The organism is Mucilaginibacter koreensis, assembly GCF_054783355.1.
In genome coordinates this window covers 935503-954199 of sequence record NZ_BAAGQS010000001.1, presented here as the reverse complement: position 1 = coordinate 954199, position 18697 = coordinate 935503, and the positions used below count along the sequence as shown (strand labels likewise).

Here is an 18697-nt window from a genome sequence, read left to right as displayed (position 1 = left end):
AGCACAGGTGTTGCGCGAGTGCTGCGTACAGCGGGTGCAGCATGTGCAGCACTACGCAGCAGGCGCAGCACCCTGAAGCAGTGCGCAGCAGGCGCAGCACCTGTGCAGCACCCGCAGCAGTGGCATAAACATGTCAGTACCCAATTTTATGTTTTTGTGAAGCGCCGGATTGTTTAACGGTTAGCTGTAAAACTTACAGTGCCTTGAAATGTTGATTGGCTATGCCGCAGCAAAAAGATATACAACTTACAGGGCGTCTGGCTTGGGTGCAGCGCATTGCGCATTTGTTTGACAGTGCCTTTCGCGTACCCGGCACCAACTTTCGCTTTGGGCTCGACCCCATCCTGAATTTCATTCCCGTGGCCGGCGATGTATCGGGTTTTGTGGTAGGCGCTGCCCTGGTGTGGGTAATGGCCAAGCAAGGCGTAAGCCGCAAGGTGCTGATTTTAATGGTGATGAATATTACTATTGATGCTATTCTGGGCGCTATACCCATCATCGGCTGGGTAACCGATTTTTACTACAAAGCCAATAACCGCAACCTAAAACTATTGCAAGAACATTATGTGGAAGGCAGGCACAGCGGCAAAGGCACCGGATTATTGATTGTATTGCTATTAATAGTAGCGTGTATATTTGGCTTGTGTTTGTATTTAATTTATGCGTTAGTGCATTGGGTGTGGGTGCACATATAAACCGATCTTTACATGCTTAACTTTTCCAGATACACTGTTTTACCTAACAAAGGTATGCCTTTATATGCCCTCAGTTTTAACCGCCCATCCTCTTTCAACTCCAATTTGCAGGTATACATTTTCTTGTCTTCGGGATTATAAACAAGGCCATGCCAGTGGTTGGGTTTGTCGTACATAACATTACGCAAAATGTATATACCCAGCCAACCGGCAGGCAAGCTCAGGCTGATGCTATTTTTTAACGTTACGGTGGCATGAGTAAGTTTGCCTTCGTACACATCACCATCACGTACAACATGTATTTGGGCCTGTTGCTCGGGTATCTGCCAGTTGCCCACAATGGCGTCTGCCTCCTGAGCTTTGAGGCCGCTTCCTATTAGTGCCAGTAATACAATGAGGTATAGTTTTTTGATCATATTTTGTGAATAATTTATTTATTAACAATGGGTAAGAAGTTTGTTTTGAAGATTATCTTTAATTAATGTATTAATTAGTTTTCTACAAAGTCTGTTGCAAGGAACGAAGCAATAGCACTTTGTAGCAGAACGCATCATTCATCAATCTTGTAACAAACTCATTTCAATTCTATCTAATCAATAAAACAATCACAACAAAATAACAATCATTATGGACAGAGCATTAATCACCACCAGTACAGGTTTAGAAGGTTACAAAATTGTAAAGCATTTAGGCGTAGTGCGCGGCATTACAGTGCGTAGCCGTAGCGTTATCGGTAACTTTGCCGGCGGTATACAAAGTATATTCGGAGGCCGCCTTTCTATTTATGTAGAGCTTTGCGAAAATGCACGCGAAGAAGCTTTTGTGTTACTGGCCCAACATGCCCAGAGCGTAGGTGCCAATGCCATTATCAACATGCGCTATGATGCCAACGAAATTGCACAAGGCATTACAGAAGTGCTGGCCTACGGCACAGCGGTAGTAGTGGAGCAGGTGTAACTGGTTCATTGGTTCATTGGTTCATTGGTTCATTGGTTCATTGGTTCATTGGTTCATTGGTTCATTGGTTCATTGGTTCATTGGTTCATTGGTTCATTAAGGAAAATTTGGAGCATACACTTTTGTTTTCAACTCAATGAATTAATAAACAAATGAACCAATGAACATCCATACCAGTGAACCTTCCAAAACTTACATTCGGTACATAAAAATGTGGAGAACCGATAGGAATTTTCTTAATAAAAAATTACATTTTTGCGGAAAATCTAAAGAATGCAGAGTTACCAGGAGTTTCTTGATCTGAGCGTGGGTTTCCCTCAAGAAGGTTTTGAAATTATTGATGATGAATTATATTTTCATGACCTTAATTTAATGGAAATGATTGAAACGTATGGTACGCCCCTGCGTTTCACTTACTTGCCCATTATTTCTAAAAAAATACAGCAGGCCAAGCTGTTGTTTCAGCAGGCTATTATCAAAAACAACTATCGCGGTAGTTATAAATACTGCTATTGCACTAAAAGCTCCCACTTTAAGCATGTGGTTGAAGAAGCGCTGAAGAACGACATTCACCTTGAAACGTCGTCGGCCTTTGATATGCCCATGATTGATGCGCTGGAGAAAAAAGGTGTGGTTAAAAAGGATATCACCGTTATATGCAACGGTTTTAAGCCTTACCAGTACAAGCAATACATCATTGATATGCTGCACGATGGTTTTTCTAACATTATCCCGGTGCTGGATAATAAGGAAGAATTTAACATGTATGATGATGAAATTGAGATGAACACGGTGTGCAACCTGGGCATTCGCATTGCTTCTGAAGAACAGCCGGATTCGCAGTTTTATACTTCGCGCTTGGGTGTAAGGCAGGAAGATGTAATTGACTTTTATACCAGTAAAATCAAAGACAATCCGAGTTTTAAAGTAAAACTGCTGCACTTCTTCATCAATTCGGGTATATCTGATACTCCTTATTATTGGAACGAGCTGGAGAAGTACGTTACGCTGTACTGTAAGTTTAAAAAAGTTAATCCGGATCTGGACACGCTTGACATTGGTGGTGGTATGCCGTTTAAAGATTCATTGGTGTTTGATTTTGATTATGAGTATATGATCAATGAGATTGTAAGCCGCATTAAAGAAATTTGTGCGGAGTACGATGTCATCGAACCGGATATCATCACCGAGTTTGGCAAGTATACCGTAGCCGAAGCATCAGGTATCTTATACAAAGTATTAGGCCGTAAGCAGCAAAATGATCGCGAACGCTGGTTGATGCTGGATGGCTCATTTATCACCAACCTGCCGGATGTATGGGCGCTGAACCAGAAGTATGTATTGCTGCCAGTGAATAACTGGGATGCTGAGTACGAGCGGGTAAACTTAGGCGGTATTACCTGCGATGGGCAGGATTACTACAACCAGGAAGCGCACATGAACAGTGTATACATGCCGAAAACCCGTAAGGTACAATATTTAGGTTTTTTCAACACCGGCGCTTACCAGGAAGTATTGAGCGGTTACGGTGGCATACACCACTGCTTATTACCTTCACCAAAACATGTGCTTATTCGGCGCAACCGCGATGAAACGTTTAACTTCGAGGTGTTTGGCGAAGAACAGAACAGCAAGCAGGTGATGAAAATTTTAGGTTACACTACATAAATAAAAAAGCCTCCCAATTGTTGGGAGGCTTTTTTATTTAACGCCCTTGCCTGAAATTAAACAAATACGCATATTTAAACTTTAATAACTATGCTGCCCAAATTTCAACTCATACCTGTTTTTGCCGCCCTGCTGTTGGGTGCCTGCCATACCAAGACCAATCAGAAGCACCCCTCTGATACTACCTATCAGTACCGTTTGTTTTCGAGAGGTGGCACCGGCAAAATTTATAAAGGCCGTGAGATTGCACAAGTGATGGATTTTGAGGGTGCAGAATGGCTGGAACGTAACTCCAGGCCCAAAGAGGAAAACACCGCTAAAGTAATATCAAGCCTACCGCTTACCGACAGCAGCAGCGTGGCAGATATAGGTGCCGGCACTGGCTATTATACTTTTAAAATTGCACCCAAGCTAATTAAAGGTAAAGTATATGCAGTTGAAATTCAAGATGATGCAGTTAACTTCTTGAAGAAACGGTGCAAGGAATTAAAGCATGATAATGTTACTGTAGTAAAGGGCACCGAAAAGTCGCCTAACCTGCCGGATAACAGCATTGACCTGGCGATTATGGTGGATGCTTACCACGAATTGCGTTACCCGCATGAGATTATGCAGGCCCTGCGCCGCTCACTTAAACCGCATGGTAAGGTATTGTTGGTGGAATACCGTGCTGAGGATACTTCTATCCCGATAAAGCCACTGCACAAAATGAGCATTCAACAGGCCAATAAAGAAATGGCCGCAAATGGCTTTCACCTGGTGCGCGACGAGGAGTTTTTACCGATACAGCACTTTTTGATGTACGAAAAGGATTAGCGTGTAGCTTTACCCTACCACTTTTAATCATTTAGTCATTTCGACTGTAGGGAAAATTCTTCTTCGAGGGATAAGAAAAATATTGTCATGCTGAACTTGTTTCAGCACCTCTCAGGACAAGCAAGGGGATAAGTTCAACGCATACTTAACATGTGAAGTGCTGAAACAAGTTCAGCATGACGGATTGGGTATTAACTGTCAAACTTATCCAGCAACTTCAACAGCGTTTCAAAATCTTTGGGGTATGGTGCATGTATCGTGGTTTCAGTCCCATCCAGTAACTTGAAGGTTAGCTCATAAGCATGCAGCGCAAAACGTTTCATAATCGGCAGCTCTTCCTGGTCTTTACCTAAATGATACTTGCGTTTCAACTGAGACAAGAATACAGGCTTGCCTTTGTAGGTTTCGTCACCGGCAATAGAAGCCCGCTGGGTAGCTAAATGTATACGTATCTGGTGCATACGGCCGGTTACCGGGCGGCACTCTACCAAAGTATAATGCTTAAAGTATCTTAACGACTGAAACCAGGTTTCGGCCCTTTTCCCCTCTTGCCGGCTGATGGTCACCGTACCCCGGCCGGTATTCAGGATAGGTAAATCCACTAACAGATTTTCAAAGGTATGTGTACCGTCAATTACCGCATGGTACACTTTCTTCACCTGCCGACGCTCAAACTGCATGGAAACCGAGCGGTAAGCTTCCGGATTTTTGGCAATGATGAGTGCACCCGAAGTCTCTTTATCCAAACGGTGGCAAATCTGTGCCTCGGGCCAGTAGTTTTTAGCTAAACGCAGTATATTGATTTCGCCGCTGCTTTCGCCCCGCTCGTCCAGTGTACTGAAAAAGGGCGGCTTGTTGATGACGAACAGGTTATAGTCTTCAAACAAAATCAGGTCGGCAAACTTAGGAATCTTCATCTCAAATAAATAATCCGCAAAGTTACGGTTATTTTATTGAAGGTGGATTAGTTCATTAGTTCATTAGTTCATTAGTTCATTAGTTCATTAGTTCATTAGTTCATTAGTTCATTAAGGCGAATTTAATAAACCTTATCTTGTTTTTCAATGCTGTAACCTAATATCCTAATGAACTAATGAACCAATTCCCATCACACTAATACATTTCGAAAGCGTTAACATTATCCTTGCTTTCCAAAGTAGAATGCCCCATTAAAAACTCGTCTACCTTACGGGCTGCTTCCCGTCCTTCAGAGATGGCCCACACTACCAATGATTGGCCACGGCGCATATCGCCGCAGGCAAATACCTTACTTACATTCGTACGATAGTTGCCTTCAGCCGCTTTTACATTTTTACGCTCATCAAGCTCTACACCCAAGTTTTCCAGCATTCCGGTGTGCTGCGGGTGCACAAAGCCCATTGCTAAAAATACCAGATCGCAGGGCAGTTCGCGTTCCGAACCTTCAACCTCCACAAACTTGATGGGGCGGTTCAAAAAGTCTGTTTCCCAAACCACATCGGCTACTTTAATGGCTTTTAGGCTGCCATGCTCATCGCCAATAAAAGCTTTAGTATTGATACCCCAATGGCGGCTGCAACCTTCCTCGTGCGAAGAGCTGGTTTTCAATACCATTGGGTACGTTGGCCATGGCATATTGGAAGTACGTTGCTGCGGCGGCTGCACCATTAACTCAAACTGGGTAACCGATGCTGCTCCCTGGCGGTTCGAAGTGCCCACACAATCGGAGCCGGTATCACCGCCACCAATAACGATCACCTGCTTGCCAGTGGCCACAATTTCTTCCACCTCAATAGCAGAATGACCTACCCGCTTATTCTGCTGTTTTAAAAAGTCCATGGCAAAATGGATACCTTTAAACTCACGGCCAGGCCCCGGTAAGTTACGCGGGATAGTAGAACCACCGGCCATCACTACGGCATCGTAACTACGCTGTAACTCATCAGCTGGTATATCTTTACCAATTTCGGTATTGCATTGAAACATTACACCGTCATGCTCCATGATTTTGATGCGGCGGTCAATTACCCATTTTTCCAGTTTGAAATCAGGAATCCCATAGCGCAATAAGCCGCCGGGTTTGTCATCCCTTTCAAAAACGGTAACAGAGTGCCCTGCCTTAGCCAGTTGTGCAGCTGCAGCCAAACCTGCAGGACCAGAACCTACTACAGCCACCTTTTTACCGGATTTTATTAATGGAGCCGAAGGCTTAACCAAATTCTTTTGATAAGCAATCTCGATGATGTGCTTTTCAATCTCCTCAATGGTAACCGGTGGCTTGTTGATGCCCAGTACGCAGGCAGACTCGCACGGAGCCGGGCAAATACGGCCGGTAAACTCAGGGAAGTTATTAGTGGAAGACAAAATCAAATATGCCTCCTCCCAGCTTTCGCGGTATACCGCGTCATTAAACTCCGGTATCACGTTGCCCAGCGGGCAGCCCGAATGGCAGAACGGCACCCCGCAATCCATACACCGGGCCGACTGGTGGTTCAACTGCTCGGGCGAATACAGATGCACAAACTCGCTATAATTTTTTATACGTTCGGCAGGTGCATCTTTATGCGGTAACTCACGGTTATATTCTTGAAATCCTGTAACTTTTCCCATGTTTTAGTTAGAGCTAAGGGTTTGTAATTGTTGCTGTAATACTCGTTTATACTCTTTCGGGAACACTTTTACAAAGCTTAGCTTTGCAGCATCCCATTGGCCCAGTAGGCGTTGTGCCACTTCACTGCCAGTCAATTGAGCATGTTTGCGCAGTAAGGTTAATATCTGCTCTTCATCGGCTGGTGATAGCGGATCCAGGTCTACCATTTCGGGGTTGACATTGGTAGTTAAATCATGCTGCGGGTCATATACCCAAGCCAAACCACCGCTCATACCAGCGGCAAAGTTGCGACCGGTTTTGCCCAAAATCAGCGCCCGGCCGCCGGTCATATACTCGCAGCCATGGTCGCCCACGCCCTCCACTACTGCCGTGGCGCCGGAGTTGCGCACAGCGAAACGTTCACCGGCCATACCCCTGATAAAAGCCTCTCCCGAGGTGGCACCATACAAGGCCACATTGCCGATAATCATATTATCCTCAGGTACAAACGTGGCGTTAGCTGCGGGATAGATAGCTAGCTCGGCACCTGATAAGCCTTTACCTACATAATCATTGGCTTCACCTTCCAGCTCGAAGAACAGGCCTTTGGTAGAAAACGCACCAAAGCTTTGCCCGGCCGAACCTGTAAATTTATAATTCAGTGTATGCGGTGGTAAACCCTCAGCGCCGAACTTTTTGGTAATTTCGTTAGATAACAGGGTACCTACGGTACGGTCGGTATTCTTAATTTCAAATGAACCATAAACCGGCGATTTATCCTGCAAGGCGGGCTGTGCCTGTTCCAGCAGTTGCCAGTCTAAAATTTCGTCCATGCCATGATCCTGCTGTTCGCTGTTATACAATGTAGCGCCTTTGGCATTGGTTACCGGGTGCAACATGCCGCTTAAGTCAATCTTGCGGGCTTTCCAGCTGGCAATATTTTCTTTAACTTTTAAAAACTGTACACGGCCAACCATCTCGTTAATGGTACGGAAACCCAACTCGGCCATTACTTCGCGCAGTTCCTGTGCCATAAAGGTGAACAGGCTTACTACATGTTCCGGCTTGCCGGTGAACAGCTTGCGCAATTCCGGGTCTTGGGTGGCTACGCCTACAGGGCAGGTGTTGAGATGACATTTGCGCATCATGATACAGCCACCTGCCACAAGAGCTGCCGTAGCCACGCCCCATTCTTCGGCTCCTAATAAAGCGGCAATAGCCAAATCCCGGCCTGTTTTCATCTGCCCATCAGCCTGCAACACTACACGGCTGCGCAGTTTATTGCGTACTAAGGTCTGATGTGCCTCGCTTAAGCCTAATTCCCATGGCAAACCGGCGTGTTTAACCGAACTGATAGGCGATGCACCGGTACCACCGTCATAACCGGCAATCAGTATTACATCAGCATGAGCTTTGGCCACACCTGCTGCAATAGTACCTACTCCAGCTTTCGATACCAGCTTTACATTGATGCGTGCCGCGCGGTTGGCATTTTTCAGGTCGAAGATGAGTTGTGCTAAATCCTCAATTGAATAAATATCATGGTGCGGCGGCGGCGAAATCAAACCTACGCCCGGTGTAGAGTGCCGCGTGCGGGCAATCCAGGCATCTACCTTGTGGCCGGGCAGCTGTCCGCCCTCGCCGGGTTTAGCACCCTGCGCCATCTTAATCTGCAACTCATCGGCATTAGTTAAGTAATGCGCGGTAACGCCGAACCGTGCCGACGCAATCTGCTTAATAGCCGAACGCATCGAGTCGCCGTTTTCCATGCGCTCGTAACGCATCGGGTCTTCACCGCCTTCGCCGGTATTGCTCTTGCCGCCAATGCGGTTCATGGCAATAGCCAGCAGACTGTGCGCCTCGTGCGAAATAGAGCCGAACGACATCGCCCCGGTAGCGAAGCGTTTAAAAATGCTTTCCACCGGCTCTACCTCATCAATATGGATAGGTTCGCGGTGGTGGGCAAAATCAAGCAAGCCACGAATGGTATAATGTTTTTGTGTTTGCTCATTCACCAGAGCCGCATACTTTTTGTAAACCTCGTAGTTGTTGCTACGGGTAGCGTGTTGCAGCAAGTGGATAGTTTCGGGGTTAAACAAATGCGCCTCTCCCCTGCGTTTCCATTGATATATACCGCCTTCGGGCAACAGTTTGGCTTGCTCTTTAGAAGTGCTGAAACCCATTCGGTGCTTACACAGCGCCTCGCGGGCAAGTTCATCCAAGCCCAAACCGCCGATGCGGCTTACGGCACCTACAAAGTATTTATCGACTACCTCTTTGTTGATACCCAATATTTCAAACACCTGCGAACCGTGGTAAGATTGCAGCGTGGAAATACCCATTTTAGAGAATATCTTCAACAAGCCGTCGCAAACCGCTTTTACATAATTCTTTTGCAGTTTGCTTTGGTCGTAATCTGTCTTTAATTCGCCGCTGGCTTTGGCAGTATCAATGGTAGAAAGCGCCAGGTAAGGATTAATAGCACTCGCGCCAAAAGCCAGTAAACAGGCAAAATGATGTACCTCCCATACGTCGCCAGCTTCGGCTACAATACCTACCGAACCACGGCAACCCATTTTAATCAAATGATGATGCACGGCCGAAACAGCTAACAGTGAGGGAATAGGCGCATGTTCCGAATCAATGGAACGGTCGGACAGAATCAGCACTTCAAATCCGTCATCCACCGCATCTTCAGCATAGCGGCATAAGCGCTCCAGGCCCTTTTCCAAAGAACCAGGCTGACCATCGGCTTTAAAATAAGTGTACAGTGTTTTAGCATGAAACAAGCCAGTATCAATAGAGCGCAATTTTTCGAGCTGGTGGTTGCGCAATACCGGGTGTTTGAGCATCACACTATGGCAATGCATCTTGTCTTCATCCAGCAGGTTGCCATTGTTACCTATAAAGGTGGCCAAACTCATAATTAACCGCTCACGTATCGGGTCAATTGGGGGGTTGGTTACCTGCGCAAAAAATTGTTTGAAATAACTGGATAAGTGCTGCGGCTTGTCGGACAATACCGCCAGTGGCACATCTGTACCCATGGAACCGATAGGCTCTTTGGCATCCAATGCCATCGGCATAATAATGGTATCTAAATCCTCACGCGAATAGCCAAATACCTCCTGATATTTAAACACCGCATCGGGCGATAAACTGGCAAAAGCCAAACGTGGCTCGGCCAAATCATCCAGCCTGATTTTATAATTTTCGAGCCATTGCCCATAAGGCTGGCAAGAGGTTACTTGTTTTTTAATTTCTTCGTCGGAGATAATTTGCCCTTTAACTGTATCGATCAGCAACATTTTGCCGGGCTGTAAACGCCCTTTGCGCAAAACGCTTTCCGGCTTAATAGGCAATACACCCGCTTCTGATGCGGCAATAACACGGCCATCATTGGTGATTACATAGCGCAATGGGCGCAGACCGTTGCGGTCTAATAAAGCACCTACCAGCCGGCCATCAGTAAAGGTAATGGCTGCCGGGCCATCCCATGGCTCCATTAATGTGGCATGGTATTCATAAAAAGCCTTCTTCACCGGGTCCATCTGCTCGTTACCATCCCAGGCTTCGGGTACCAGCATCATCATTACATGAGGTAACGAGCGGCCGCTATGCAGCAGGATTTCGATGATATTATCCAAACAGGCAGAGTCACTTTGGTTATTGTCAATTACCGGCAGCAACATCTCCATTTCTTCTCGTGTGAAGTATGATGAAGCCAGCGACTTTACGCCAGAATAAAACCAGTTGAGGTTACCTGTTAAAGTATTGATCTCTCCGTTATGTGCAATCAGGCGAAAAGGTTGCGCTAACTTCCATGACGGAAATGTATTGGTAGAAAAGCGTGAGTGAATCATGGCGAAGCCGGTTACCACACGCTCATCAATTAAATCGGTGAAATATTTACGCAACTGGTAGGTGGTTACCTGCCCTTTGTAAATTATAGTTTTGCAAGACAGCGATGTGAAGTAGAAATACTCAGCGGCTGCCTTTATCGTCTCATTTACTGTTTTATTAATATATCGGCGCAGTACGTACAACTTGCGCTCAAAACTTTCGGCATCTGTAATATGATGCGGCTTTAATATAAACAATTGCTCCACATCCGGCTCGGCCTGGCGGGCGGTTTCGCCTATTACACTGGCATCAACCGGTACCTTTCGGAAACCTAATAAAGGCAGGCCCATCTTTTCGGTTGCATTGGCAATGATGGTGCGGCAAGCCTTTTTTAAGGCAGAGTCTTTGGGGAAAAACAACATACCTACGCCATAATCGCCTGGTTCGGGCAAACTAATTTCGAGATTAGCACATTCTTCCATTAAAAACTCATGCGGAAGCTGGATGAGTACACCAGCTCCGTCGCCACTATCCGGATCACAGCCGCATGCACCACGGTGTTCCATGTTTTCGAGCATGGTAAGCGCATCGCTCAAAATACGGTGCTGCTTATGCCCATCAATATTGGTGATGAAACCTGTTCCGCAAGAGTCGTGTTCAAATTCGGGGCGGTATAAGCCCTGCTGGTCGCAATCAGTTGGTGTCATGGTTAATAAGAGGTTAATCAGACGGTGTGATTACGAATATAAATAAAGCAAAACTAAATTTGAATACTTACATAATTTTTTAGGATAATGGCAATTTTTTACAAAAAATAGCGCTACGAATTAACAATTTATCAACAAGGGATATCAGTTAGCAGCTAATGCATTTATTTTCTTTACAGCAGCTTTCATAACCACATCGTTGTTATTAATGATATCCTTAATGGTAGGGTTAATTTCAACCTGTGGTTTGATTCCGGTACCCACAAAATCACGTCCGTCAGGGTATGTATCTCGCTTGGTGCAAATGCGCGCACTGCCCCCGCCCGGCAAATCAAAGTTCATGGGCTGGCCGGTGCTGCCATAGCTGTATTGGCCCATGGTTACCGCCCGCCCTTTCAGGCCATCTAAAATCACCAGAAAGTCTTCTGCTGCCGATGCCGTGTTGTTTCCCTGCAATATCACCAGCGGCACCATAATTTTGCGCGCAGTATCGGTATTATTGTAATAAGAATTACCGCCATTATACCAGTAGGTTCCCCGTGCTACATCAATGGTCTTTTTATCCCATTCGCTTCTTTTCTCGTAAGGCATAGTATCTTTCAAGGCATATATCCCCCAAGCTTTAAAGGAAGCCAAGTGATCGCGCGTTTTCCAAGCCGAGCCTGTCATCCCTTTTGCTGTGGTAAAGTGTTTTAATATTTCGGCGCCTATACTACTACTGCCACCGCCATTGCCCCGTAGATCAATGATAACGCCTTTACAGGTATACAAGTCGGGCAGTATGGCCTTAAAATCATCGATCACCTTCTCATCACCAAAGGTATTGATGGTGATATAACCTACATTATCTATTTTCTGATAGTTGAAACGTTTCCAGGGTGCCGCATTCGACCTTCTTACCCATTTAACCGCCGTAGTGCGGAACTGGTAATTGTGTTGAATCAATTTTCCCTGCGGCGAGCGCAGCACCAGATGCCAAACCTGGCTGCTATCTTTACCATAAAACATATTTCTTGCTGCATCATTCCACAACTGGTGTTCGGCAGCGTAACTGATATAAGGAAAAATGTTTTGCTTTGCATACGTTACTGCATCCGTTCCATCTACGCTTATCAGTTCAGATCCCAGTGGTATGGCATCCTTGTATTCCATAGGCACATCCATCACATAAAATTTATGATTAACGGCCATCATGTCTATTGTGCGATAAGTGGTTTTCTTGTACAAGCTGTTGGGTTTGTACACATTGGTATGACCGTCCTTTAGCAAAGCGCAGAAGCGTTCTATTTCGCGATAATAATCATAAGTATTTTTAGTGGCGAGCACCCGGGGAATATAGGCCTGATAGGCGCTGTCCCAGTTAATTTTGGCATGATCGAAATAGGCAAAATTATAGGCGGCTTCTGACCAGAATTTACTCAAGCCATACAGTTTTTGCTGATCGCTCAGGTTGCTAACAGTATCGATCTGGGCGGAAACATGTAATGAAAATAATAAAATGGCGATGGCGGAACAGATTGATTTCATGATTTGTAAGGTTGAACAACAACAAGATGCTTAAAAAACCCAAATGTTGCATCAATTCGCATCAAAAATTATGAGTTTACTCAAACTTGTTACTTTTGCACTTGAATTATTATAAATATATCTGATGCCTGAAAAAAATAAAGCTGTTTTTTTAGATCGCGATGGAGTACTGAACCAGGAAATGGGCGATTATGTGTGCAAGTTTGAAGACTTTCATATCCTCGAACACAACTTTGAGCCTTTAAAAGAATTACAGGACCGTGGCTACCTGTTAATTGTAGCCACCAACCAGGGCGGCTTGGCTAAACAATGGTATACCGAAGACCAACTGGCCGAAATGCATCAGCATTTAAAAGATACTTACGCCCAGCATGGCGTTACTTTTAAAGATATTTACTATTGCCCGCACCACCCTAACTTTACCGGCGACTGCGACTGCCGAAAACCCAAACCCGGTATGTTGCTGCGCGGAATTGAGCAATATAATATAGACCCCTCACAATCGTACTTTATTGGCGACCGCGAACGCGACGTAGAAGCCGGAGAAGCAGCCGGTGTAACCGGAATTTTAATTAACAGCGATCAGCCTATTAGTGAGGTATTACACTTAATTAAGTAATGAAACTTAGGCGTTGGCATTTCAGTGTTTTGTTTATTGTTTTAAGTAGCTGCCATTATAACGACAAAAAACTTACTGAACAATACATCACCCGTTTAAATAAGGAGGTTGAACCGGTGAAGCAGGTCATCGTTCAGGACAGAAACCGATACGCTCCGCTGTTTGTGGACAGCCTGCGAAGAAGCCAATACCCGGGAAGCATGAAGTTGGAAAATAATTACATGATAGTGGGCGCAGATACCACCCGGTTTCCAGCTGATTTAAATGAAGGCAACTTATACCGTTTTTCGGCACATCAGGGTTTGGTTGACTATGAACTGCAGATCACCCGCATTAATTTAACTGATATCGAGTTCAACTGCATCATTAGCCAAAACCATAAAGAGGTTTACAGGCAGCGAGGCACAGCAACGCTTAGCCCCATGTTTTTTTTAGCCGCCGAAGCGCCCGAAGATGATATCAGTAAAGAAATTTATGGCGCTTACCCCTACCGGTATTACGCACAGGGGCATGATTTGGAAATATTGGTTGGCATAGGCCGAGATGAGCACGACCTGTTGCGTGCCACGCTTAGCGGCGATGATTTGAAGCAATTCGGGCAAAACATACCTGTATTGAGAGCAAAATAAAAAGCCACAAACATTTTACAGGGCTTTGCAGTTTAGGTATTTGATTTATAAATATACTGCCTATATTTGCGGCAGCTCATCAATATAGTTAGCTATAATTAAATGAACGGTTTACACATCCATCAACTGCATTTGCACCATCGCCCCTGCGGCGATAATTGATGATGTATGGTTCTACGCGAACTTACCTACCCCCGTTGTTATATTTATTATAGTTTAATTTAATACCACCTCTTAGTGAAAACACTTAAAATTGCTATCCAGAAATCTGGCCGGCTAAACGAAAAATCCGTTGAACTGCTTAAAAATTGCGGATTGAACTTCGAAAACTACAAAAGCTCTTTAATATCACCAGTTTCCAACTTCCCGCTCGAAATCCTTTTTCTGCGCGATGATGACATCCCCGAATATGTACAAGACGGCATTGCCGATTTGGGTATTGTTGGTGAAAATGTAATACAAGAAACTGAGGTATCGGTTAATTATCTGCAACGTTTAGGCTTCGGCAAGTGCTCACTCAAAATTGCGGTGCCGAACAACAGTGATATTGAAACTGTGGGCCAACTGCAAGGCAAATCTATAGCTACCTCTTACCCTGCCATCTTGGGTAACTTTTTAAAGCAGAATAATATCCAAGCAGATATCCGTACCATTTCAGGTTCGGTAGAAATTTCTCCGGGCCTGGGTTTGAGTGATGCTATTTGCGATTTGGTATCTACAGGTGGCACGTTGAAAAGCAACGGACTGAAACCTTTTGCCGATGTAATGTCATCAGAAGCCGTTTTAATCAGTCGCGATGAACTAGCGAATGATGACTTGGTAGTTGAACTGATCCAGCGTATTCAATCGGTATTACGTGCTAAGGAAACCAAGTATGTGGTGTTAAATGCGCCTAAAGCCAATCTGGAACAGATTACCGCGTTGCTTCCCGGTGTAAAAAGCCCATCGGTAGTACCTCTGGCCGAAAGCGATTGGGTGGCCGTACATACCGTAATACCGGAGCGCGACTTTTGGGATCGCATCAGCCAATTGAAGCAAGCCGGTGCACAGGGCATTGTAGTGATGCCAATTGAAAAGATCATTTTATAAACCCATATCACTTCACATCAACCCCACCGAAAAATGCTGAAGATATATGATTATAACACGCTTGATAATGCCGTCATACAGCAGCTTATTCAGCGTAATGTAGACGCGGGCAACGAAATACGCAGTGTAGTTGAAAATATTATTGAACAGGTTAAGCAGCATGGCGACAATGCCCTGCTGAATTATGCTGAACAATTTGATAAAGTGCAACTCGAAAAACTCTACCTGGACAAAGAAGAGTTAGCAGAAATTGCATCTGCCCTGTTGCCGCACCAGAAAGAAGCACTTGAAACCGCTTACCAAAACATTTATAAATTCCACCAGTCGCAGTTGAAGGCTGAGGACAAAGTGGAAACCATGCCTGGGGTTACTTGCTGGCGCGAACCAAGGCCGATAGAAAAAGTAGGTTTGTACATCCCTGGTGGTACCGCCGTTTTACCCAGTACTTTTTTAATGCTGGGCATACCTGCTCGTATAGCCGGCTGCCACGAATTGGTGGTGTGTTCACCGCCACAAAAAAATGGTAAGGTGAATGCCTTTATTGCTTACGTAGCGCAGTTATTAAATATTGATCGTATTTATTTAGCGGGTGGTGCACAAGCCGTGGCCGCTATGGCTTACGGTACGCAAAGCATCCCGAAAACAGATAAGATATTTGGCCCCGGCAATCAGTTCGTTACTAAAGCGAAAACCATTATCCAAAGTACTACGGTAACGGCTATTGATATGCCAGCCGGACCTTCGGAGGTATTGGTATTAGCGGACGAAACCGCCAACCCAGCCTATGTAGCTGCCGATTTACTGGCACAGGCCGAACATGGCATAGACAGTCAGGCAGTATTGGTATCCACCTCTGCCGAACTGATTGCACAAACGAATAAAGAGTTGCAAAAGCAATTAGCTGTACTACCCAGAGCGGAGATTGCTGCTAAAGCTATTGAACACTCCTACGCGGTATTAGTTAATGATTTAAGTATTGGTATGCAGTTTAGTAACCAATATGCACCGGAGCATTTGATTCTCGCTACCGAAAAATGGCAATTGGTAACTGAAAGTATCATTAATGCAGGTTCGGTATTTTTAGGCAACCTCACGCCTGAAAGTGCGGGTGATTATGCATCGGGCACTAATCATACGTTGCCAACCAGCGCTTACGCGCGGGCTTATTCAGGTGTATCGGTAGATTCTTTCGTGAAGAAAATCACCTTTCAGCATCTGTCGCCGCAGGGCATTCAAAACTTAGGGCCAACGGTAGAGATTTTGGCCGAACTGGAAGGTTTGCATGCACATAAAAATGCAGTGAGCATCAGACTCCAAAACAATTAATGGTATTAATAACACATAATTACCATGTTCGATATTAACCAACTCTTAAGAGAAAATATAAAAAACTTGACGCCTTATTCGTCGGCAAGGGATGAGTTTAAAGGCGAAGCCAGTGTTTATTTGGACGCCAATGAGAACGCTTTCGGATCACCGCTGACGGAGCAATACAACCGCTACCCGGACCCAATGCAGTATCAGGTGAAAAAACGCCTGAGCGAAATTAAAGGTGTGCCCCCGCGCAACATATTTTTAGGCAACGGCAGCGATGAGGCCATCGATATTTTGTTCCGCAGCTTTTGCAATCCGGGCGCAGATAACGTCATCCTCGTTCCGCCCACTTATGGCATGTATGAGGTATCAGCTAACATTAATGATGTAGCTGCCAAAAAAGTGCCGCTTACAGAAGAATACCAACTGAACCTGGAAGGGATTGCCGAAGCCATCGATAAAAATACCAAACTGCTTTTTATCTGCTCGCCCAATAACCCTACGGGCAATTCCATTAATCGTGAAGATATCGAAACCATATTAACCAACTTCAACGGCCTGGTGGTGGTAGACGAGGCTTATATCAACTTTAGTCGCCAAAAAAGCTTTATTCAGGAATTGACCGAATATGGTAACCTGGTGGTGTTGCAAACCTTATCTAAAGCCTGGGGATTGGCCGGTTTACGCCTGGGCATGGCTTTTGCCAGCGAAGAAGTAATTGAGGTGATGAATAAAGTTAAGCCACCTTACAACATTAACGAGGCTACACAAAAATTAGCTTTACAAGCTTTGCAAAACGTAGAACAGGTAAACGGCTGGATTAAGGAAACACTAAATGAGCGTGATAACCTGGTAAAAGCTTTAGCGCAATTTGATTTCGTGTTGGACATTTATCCGTCTGATGCCAATTTCATCCTGGTTAAAACCACTAATGCAAAAAGCATATATAACTACCTAGTTGAAAACGGCATCATTGTACGCGATCGTTCCAAAGTGGAGCTTTGCGAAGGTTCAGTTCGAATCACCATTGGCACACCTCAAGAAAATAAGCAATTAATCAGTACCTTACAGCAATATCATGAAGTCTAAAAAAGTATTGTTTATTGACCGCGATGGTACGCTGATCAACGAGGTAGCCGATGAGCAGATTGACTCTTTCCACAAGCTGACTTTTTATCCCGGCGCTTTGCAATATCTTCCGCGCATTGCTAAAGAACTAGACTTTGAGTTGGTAATGGTCACCAATCAGGATGGCTTGGGTACAGTGAGCCACCCCGACGAGAACTTCTGGCCGGTGCAGGATTTGGTGATTAAAACTTTCGCCAATGAAGGCGCTGCTTTTGAGGCCGTATACATTGACCGCACTTTTGCTGCTGATAATGCCCCAACCCGCAAACCCGGTACAGGCATGTTAACAGCTTACCTTGATGCAACGTTATATGATTTGGCCGGGTCTTATGTAATAGGCGATCGCAAAAATGATGTATTGCTGGCTAAAAACTTAGGCGCTAAAGCCATATGGCTGAATAACAAAAGTAACTTAGGCAGCAAAGAATTTACTGAGCAGGAGAACCAGGCCATACAGCAAACCGTAGCTTTAGAAACTATTGACTGGCAAAAAATATATGAGTTTTTAAAAGTGGGCGAACGTGTAATTGAACACCGCCGTACCACTAAAGAAACAGATATTTACATCAAGTTAAATCTGGATGGTACAGGCGAAGCCAAGGTAAGTACCGGGCTGCATTTCTTCGATCACATGCTGGATCAGATTGCCCGCCACGGTAGCATTGATTTGGAAGTAATGGCTAAAGGCGACCTTCATATTGACGAGCACCATACCATTGAAGATACAGGTATTGCCTTAGGTGAAATATTTGCCACAGCGCTGGGCGATAAGCGCGGCATTGAACGCTACGGCTTTTGCCTGCCTATGGACGATTGCCTGGCACAGGCAGCCATTGATTTTGGTGGCCGCAACTGGCTGATGTGGGAAGCTGATTTTAAACGTGAAAAAGTGGGCGACATGCCAACTGAGATGTTCTATCATTTTTTCAAATCATTTTCTGATGCTGCCAAATGCAACCTGAATGTTAAAGCCGAGGGCGTAAATGAGCATCATAAAATTGAAGCTATTTTCAAAGCGTTCGCAAAAGCCATAAAAATGGCGGTGAAGCGCGATGTAGATAAAATGATATTGCCGAGCACGAAGGGCGTATTGTAGACACCCCTCCGCCCCCTAAAGGGGAACTAAAAGATGAAAA

At 45.0% G+C, this 18697-nt stretch carries 15 protein-coding genes; 10 read left to right on the top strand and 5 right to left on the bottom strand.

Annotated elements, in window-relative coordinates:
- Positions 1-221: 221 nt before the first annotated feature.
- Positions 222-695, top strand: coding sequence for a DUF4112 domain-containing protein (locus tag ACYVNW_RS04160; RefSeq protein ID WP_460678582.1), 474 nt, complete (start codon positions 222-224; stop codon positions 693-695).
- 8 nt (positions 696-703) lie between these two features.
- Here ACYVNW_RS04160 and ACYVNW_RS04155 read toward each other — a convergent pair whose 3' ends face one another.
- Positions 704-1111, bottom strand: coding sequence for a DUF2147 domain-containing protein (locus ACYVNW_RS04155; RefSeq protein WP_460678581.1), 408 nt, complete (start codon positions 1109-1111; stop codon positions 704-706).
- 211 nt (positions 1112-1322) lie between these two features.
- On the opposite strand from ACYVNW_RS04155, the gene ACYVNW_RS04150 reads away from it, so the two are divergent.
- From ACYVNW_RS04150 to ACYVNW_RS04140, 3 genes are all read left to right on the top strand, one after another.
- Complete coding sequence (locus ACYVNW_RS04150) at positions 1323-1652, top strand: YbjQ family protein (protein ID WP_460678580.1); 330 nt, start codon at positions 1323-1325, stop codon at positions 1650-1652.
- A 273-nt stretch (positions 1653-1925) separates the two neighbouring features.
- A complete protein-coding gene (locus ACYVNW_RS04145) occupies positions 1926-3320 on the top strand; it encodes an arginine decarboxylase (RefSeq protein ID WP_460678579.1) in 1395 nt (464 codons plus the stop codon).
- 90 nt (positions 3321-3410) lie between these two features.
- Complete coding sequence (locus tag ACYVNW_RS04140; RefSeq protein WP_460678578.1) at positions 3411-4136, top strand: class I SAM-dependent methyltransferase; 726 nt, start codon at positions 3411-3413, stop codon at positions 4134-4136.
- Between the two features lie 191 nt (positions 4137-4327).
- Here ACYVNW_RS04140 and ACYVNW_RS04135 read toward each other — a convergent pair whose 3' ends face one another.
- The 4 genes from ACYVNW_RS04135 to ACYVNW_RS04120 all read right to left on the bottom strand — a co-directional run bounded on the left by ACYVNW_RS04135 (position 4328) and on the right by ACYVNW_RS04120 (position 12782).
- On the bottom strand, positions 4328-5053 hold the full coding sequence (locus tag ACYVNW_RS04135; RefSeq protein ID WP_460678577.1) for an RluA family pseudouridine synthase: 726 nt from the start codon (positions 5051-5053) through the stop codon (positions 4328-4330).
- A gap of 196 nt (positions 5054-5249) precedes the next feature.
- Positions 5250-6725: a glutamate synthase subunit beta gene (locus ACYVNW_RS04130; RefSeq protein WP_460678576.1), complete on the bottom strand. Its 1476-nt coding sequence runs from the start codon at positions 6723-6725 to the stop codon at positions 5250-5252.
- Between the two features lie 3 nt (positions 6726-6728).
- Positions 6729-11255, bottom strand: a complete 4527-nt coding sequence (gltB, locus tag ACYVNW_RS04125) for a glutamate synthase large subunit (RefSeq protein WP_460678575.1) — start codon at positions 11253-11255, stop codon at positions 6729-6731.
- Positions 11256-11399: 144 nt separating this feature from the next.
- Complete coding sequence (locus ACYVNW_RS04120) at positions 11400-12782, bottom strand: S41 family peptidase (protein WP_460678574.1); 1383 nt, start codon at positions 12780-12782, stop codon at positions 11400-11402.
- A 124-nt stretch (positions 12783-12906) separates the two neighbouring features.
- Between ACYVNW_RS04120 and ACYVNW_RS04115 the strand changes: the two genes are divergently transcribed.
- The 6 genes from ACYVNW_RS04115 (at position 12907) to hisB (ending at position 18657) form a co-directional block, all read left to right on the top strand.
- Positions 12907-13401, top strand: a complete 495-nt coding sequence (locus tag ACYVNW_RS04115) for a D-glycero-alpha-D-manno-heptose-1,7-bisphosphate 7-phosphatase (protein WP_460678573.1) — start codon at positions 12907-12909, stop codon at positions 13399-13401.
- Positions 13401-14030 carry a hypothetical protein gene (locus ACYVNW_RS04110; RefSeq protein ID WP_460678572.1) on the top strand — a complete coding sequence of 210 codons (630 nt, stop codon included), beginning with the start codon at positions 13401-13403 and terminating at the stop codon, positions 14028-14030. The genes ACYVNW_RS04115 and ACYVNW_RS04110 overlap by 1 nt, the downstream gene beginning before the upstream one ends.
- Before the next feature lie 237 nt (positions 14031-14267).
- On the top strand, positions 14268-15119 hold the full coding sequence (gene hisG / locus ACYVNW_RS04105) for an ATP phosphoribosyltransferase (protein ID WP_460678571.1): 852 nt from the start codon (positions 14268-14270) through the stop codon (positions 15117-15119).
- A gap of 33 nt (positions 15120-15152) precedes the next feature.
- Positions 15153-16445 (top strand): histidinol dehydrogenase, encoded by a 1293-nt coding sequence (hisD, locus tag ACYVNW_RS04100; RefSeq protein ID WP_460678570.1) that lies wholly within the window; start codon positions 15153-15155, stop codon positions 16443-16445.
- Positions 16446-16469: 24 nt separating this feature from the next.
- Complete coding sequence (gene hisC / locus ACYVNW_RS04095; RefSeq protein WP_460678569.1) at positions 16470-17522, top strand: histidinol-phosphate transaminase; 1053 nt, start codon at positions 16470-16472, stop codon at positions 17520-17522.
- On the top strand, positions 17512-18657 hold the full coding sequence (gene hisB, locus ACYVNW_RS04090; protein ID WP_460678568.1) for a bifunctional histidinol-phosphatase/imidazoleglycerol-phosphate dehydratase HisB: 1146 nt from the start codon (positions 17512-17514) through the stop codon (positions 18655-18657). The genes hisC and hisB overlap by 11 nt, the downstream gene beginning before the upstream one ends.
- The last annotated feature ends 40 nt before the right edge of the window (positions 18658-18697 follow it).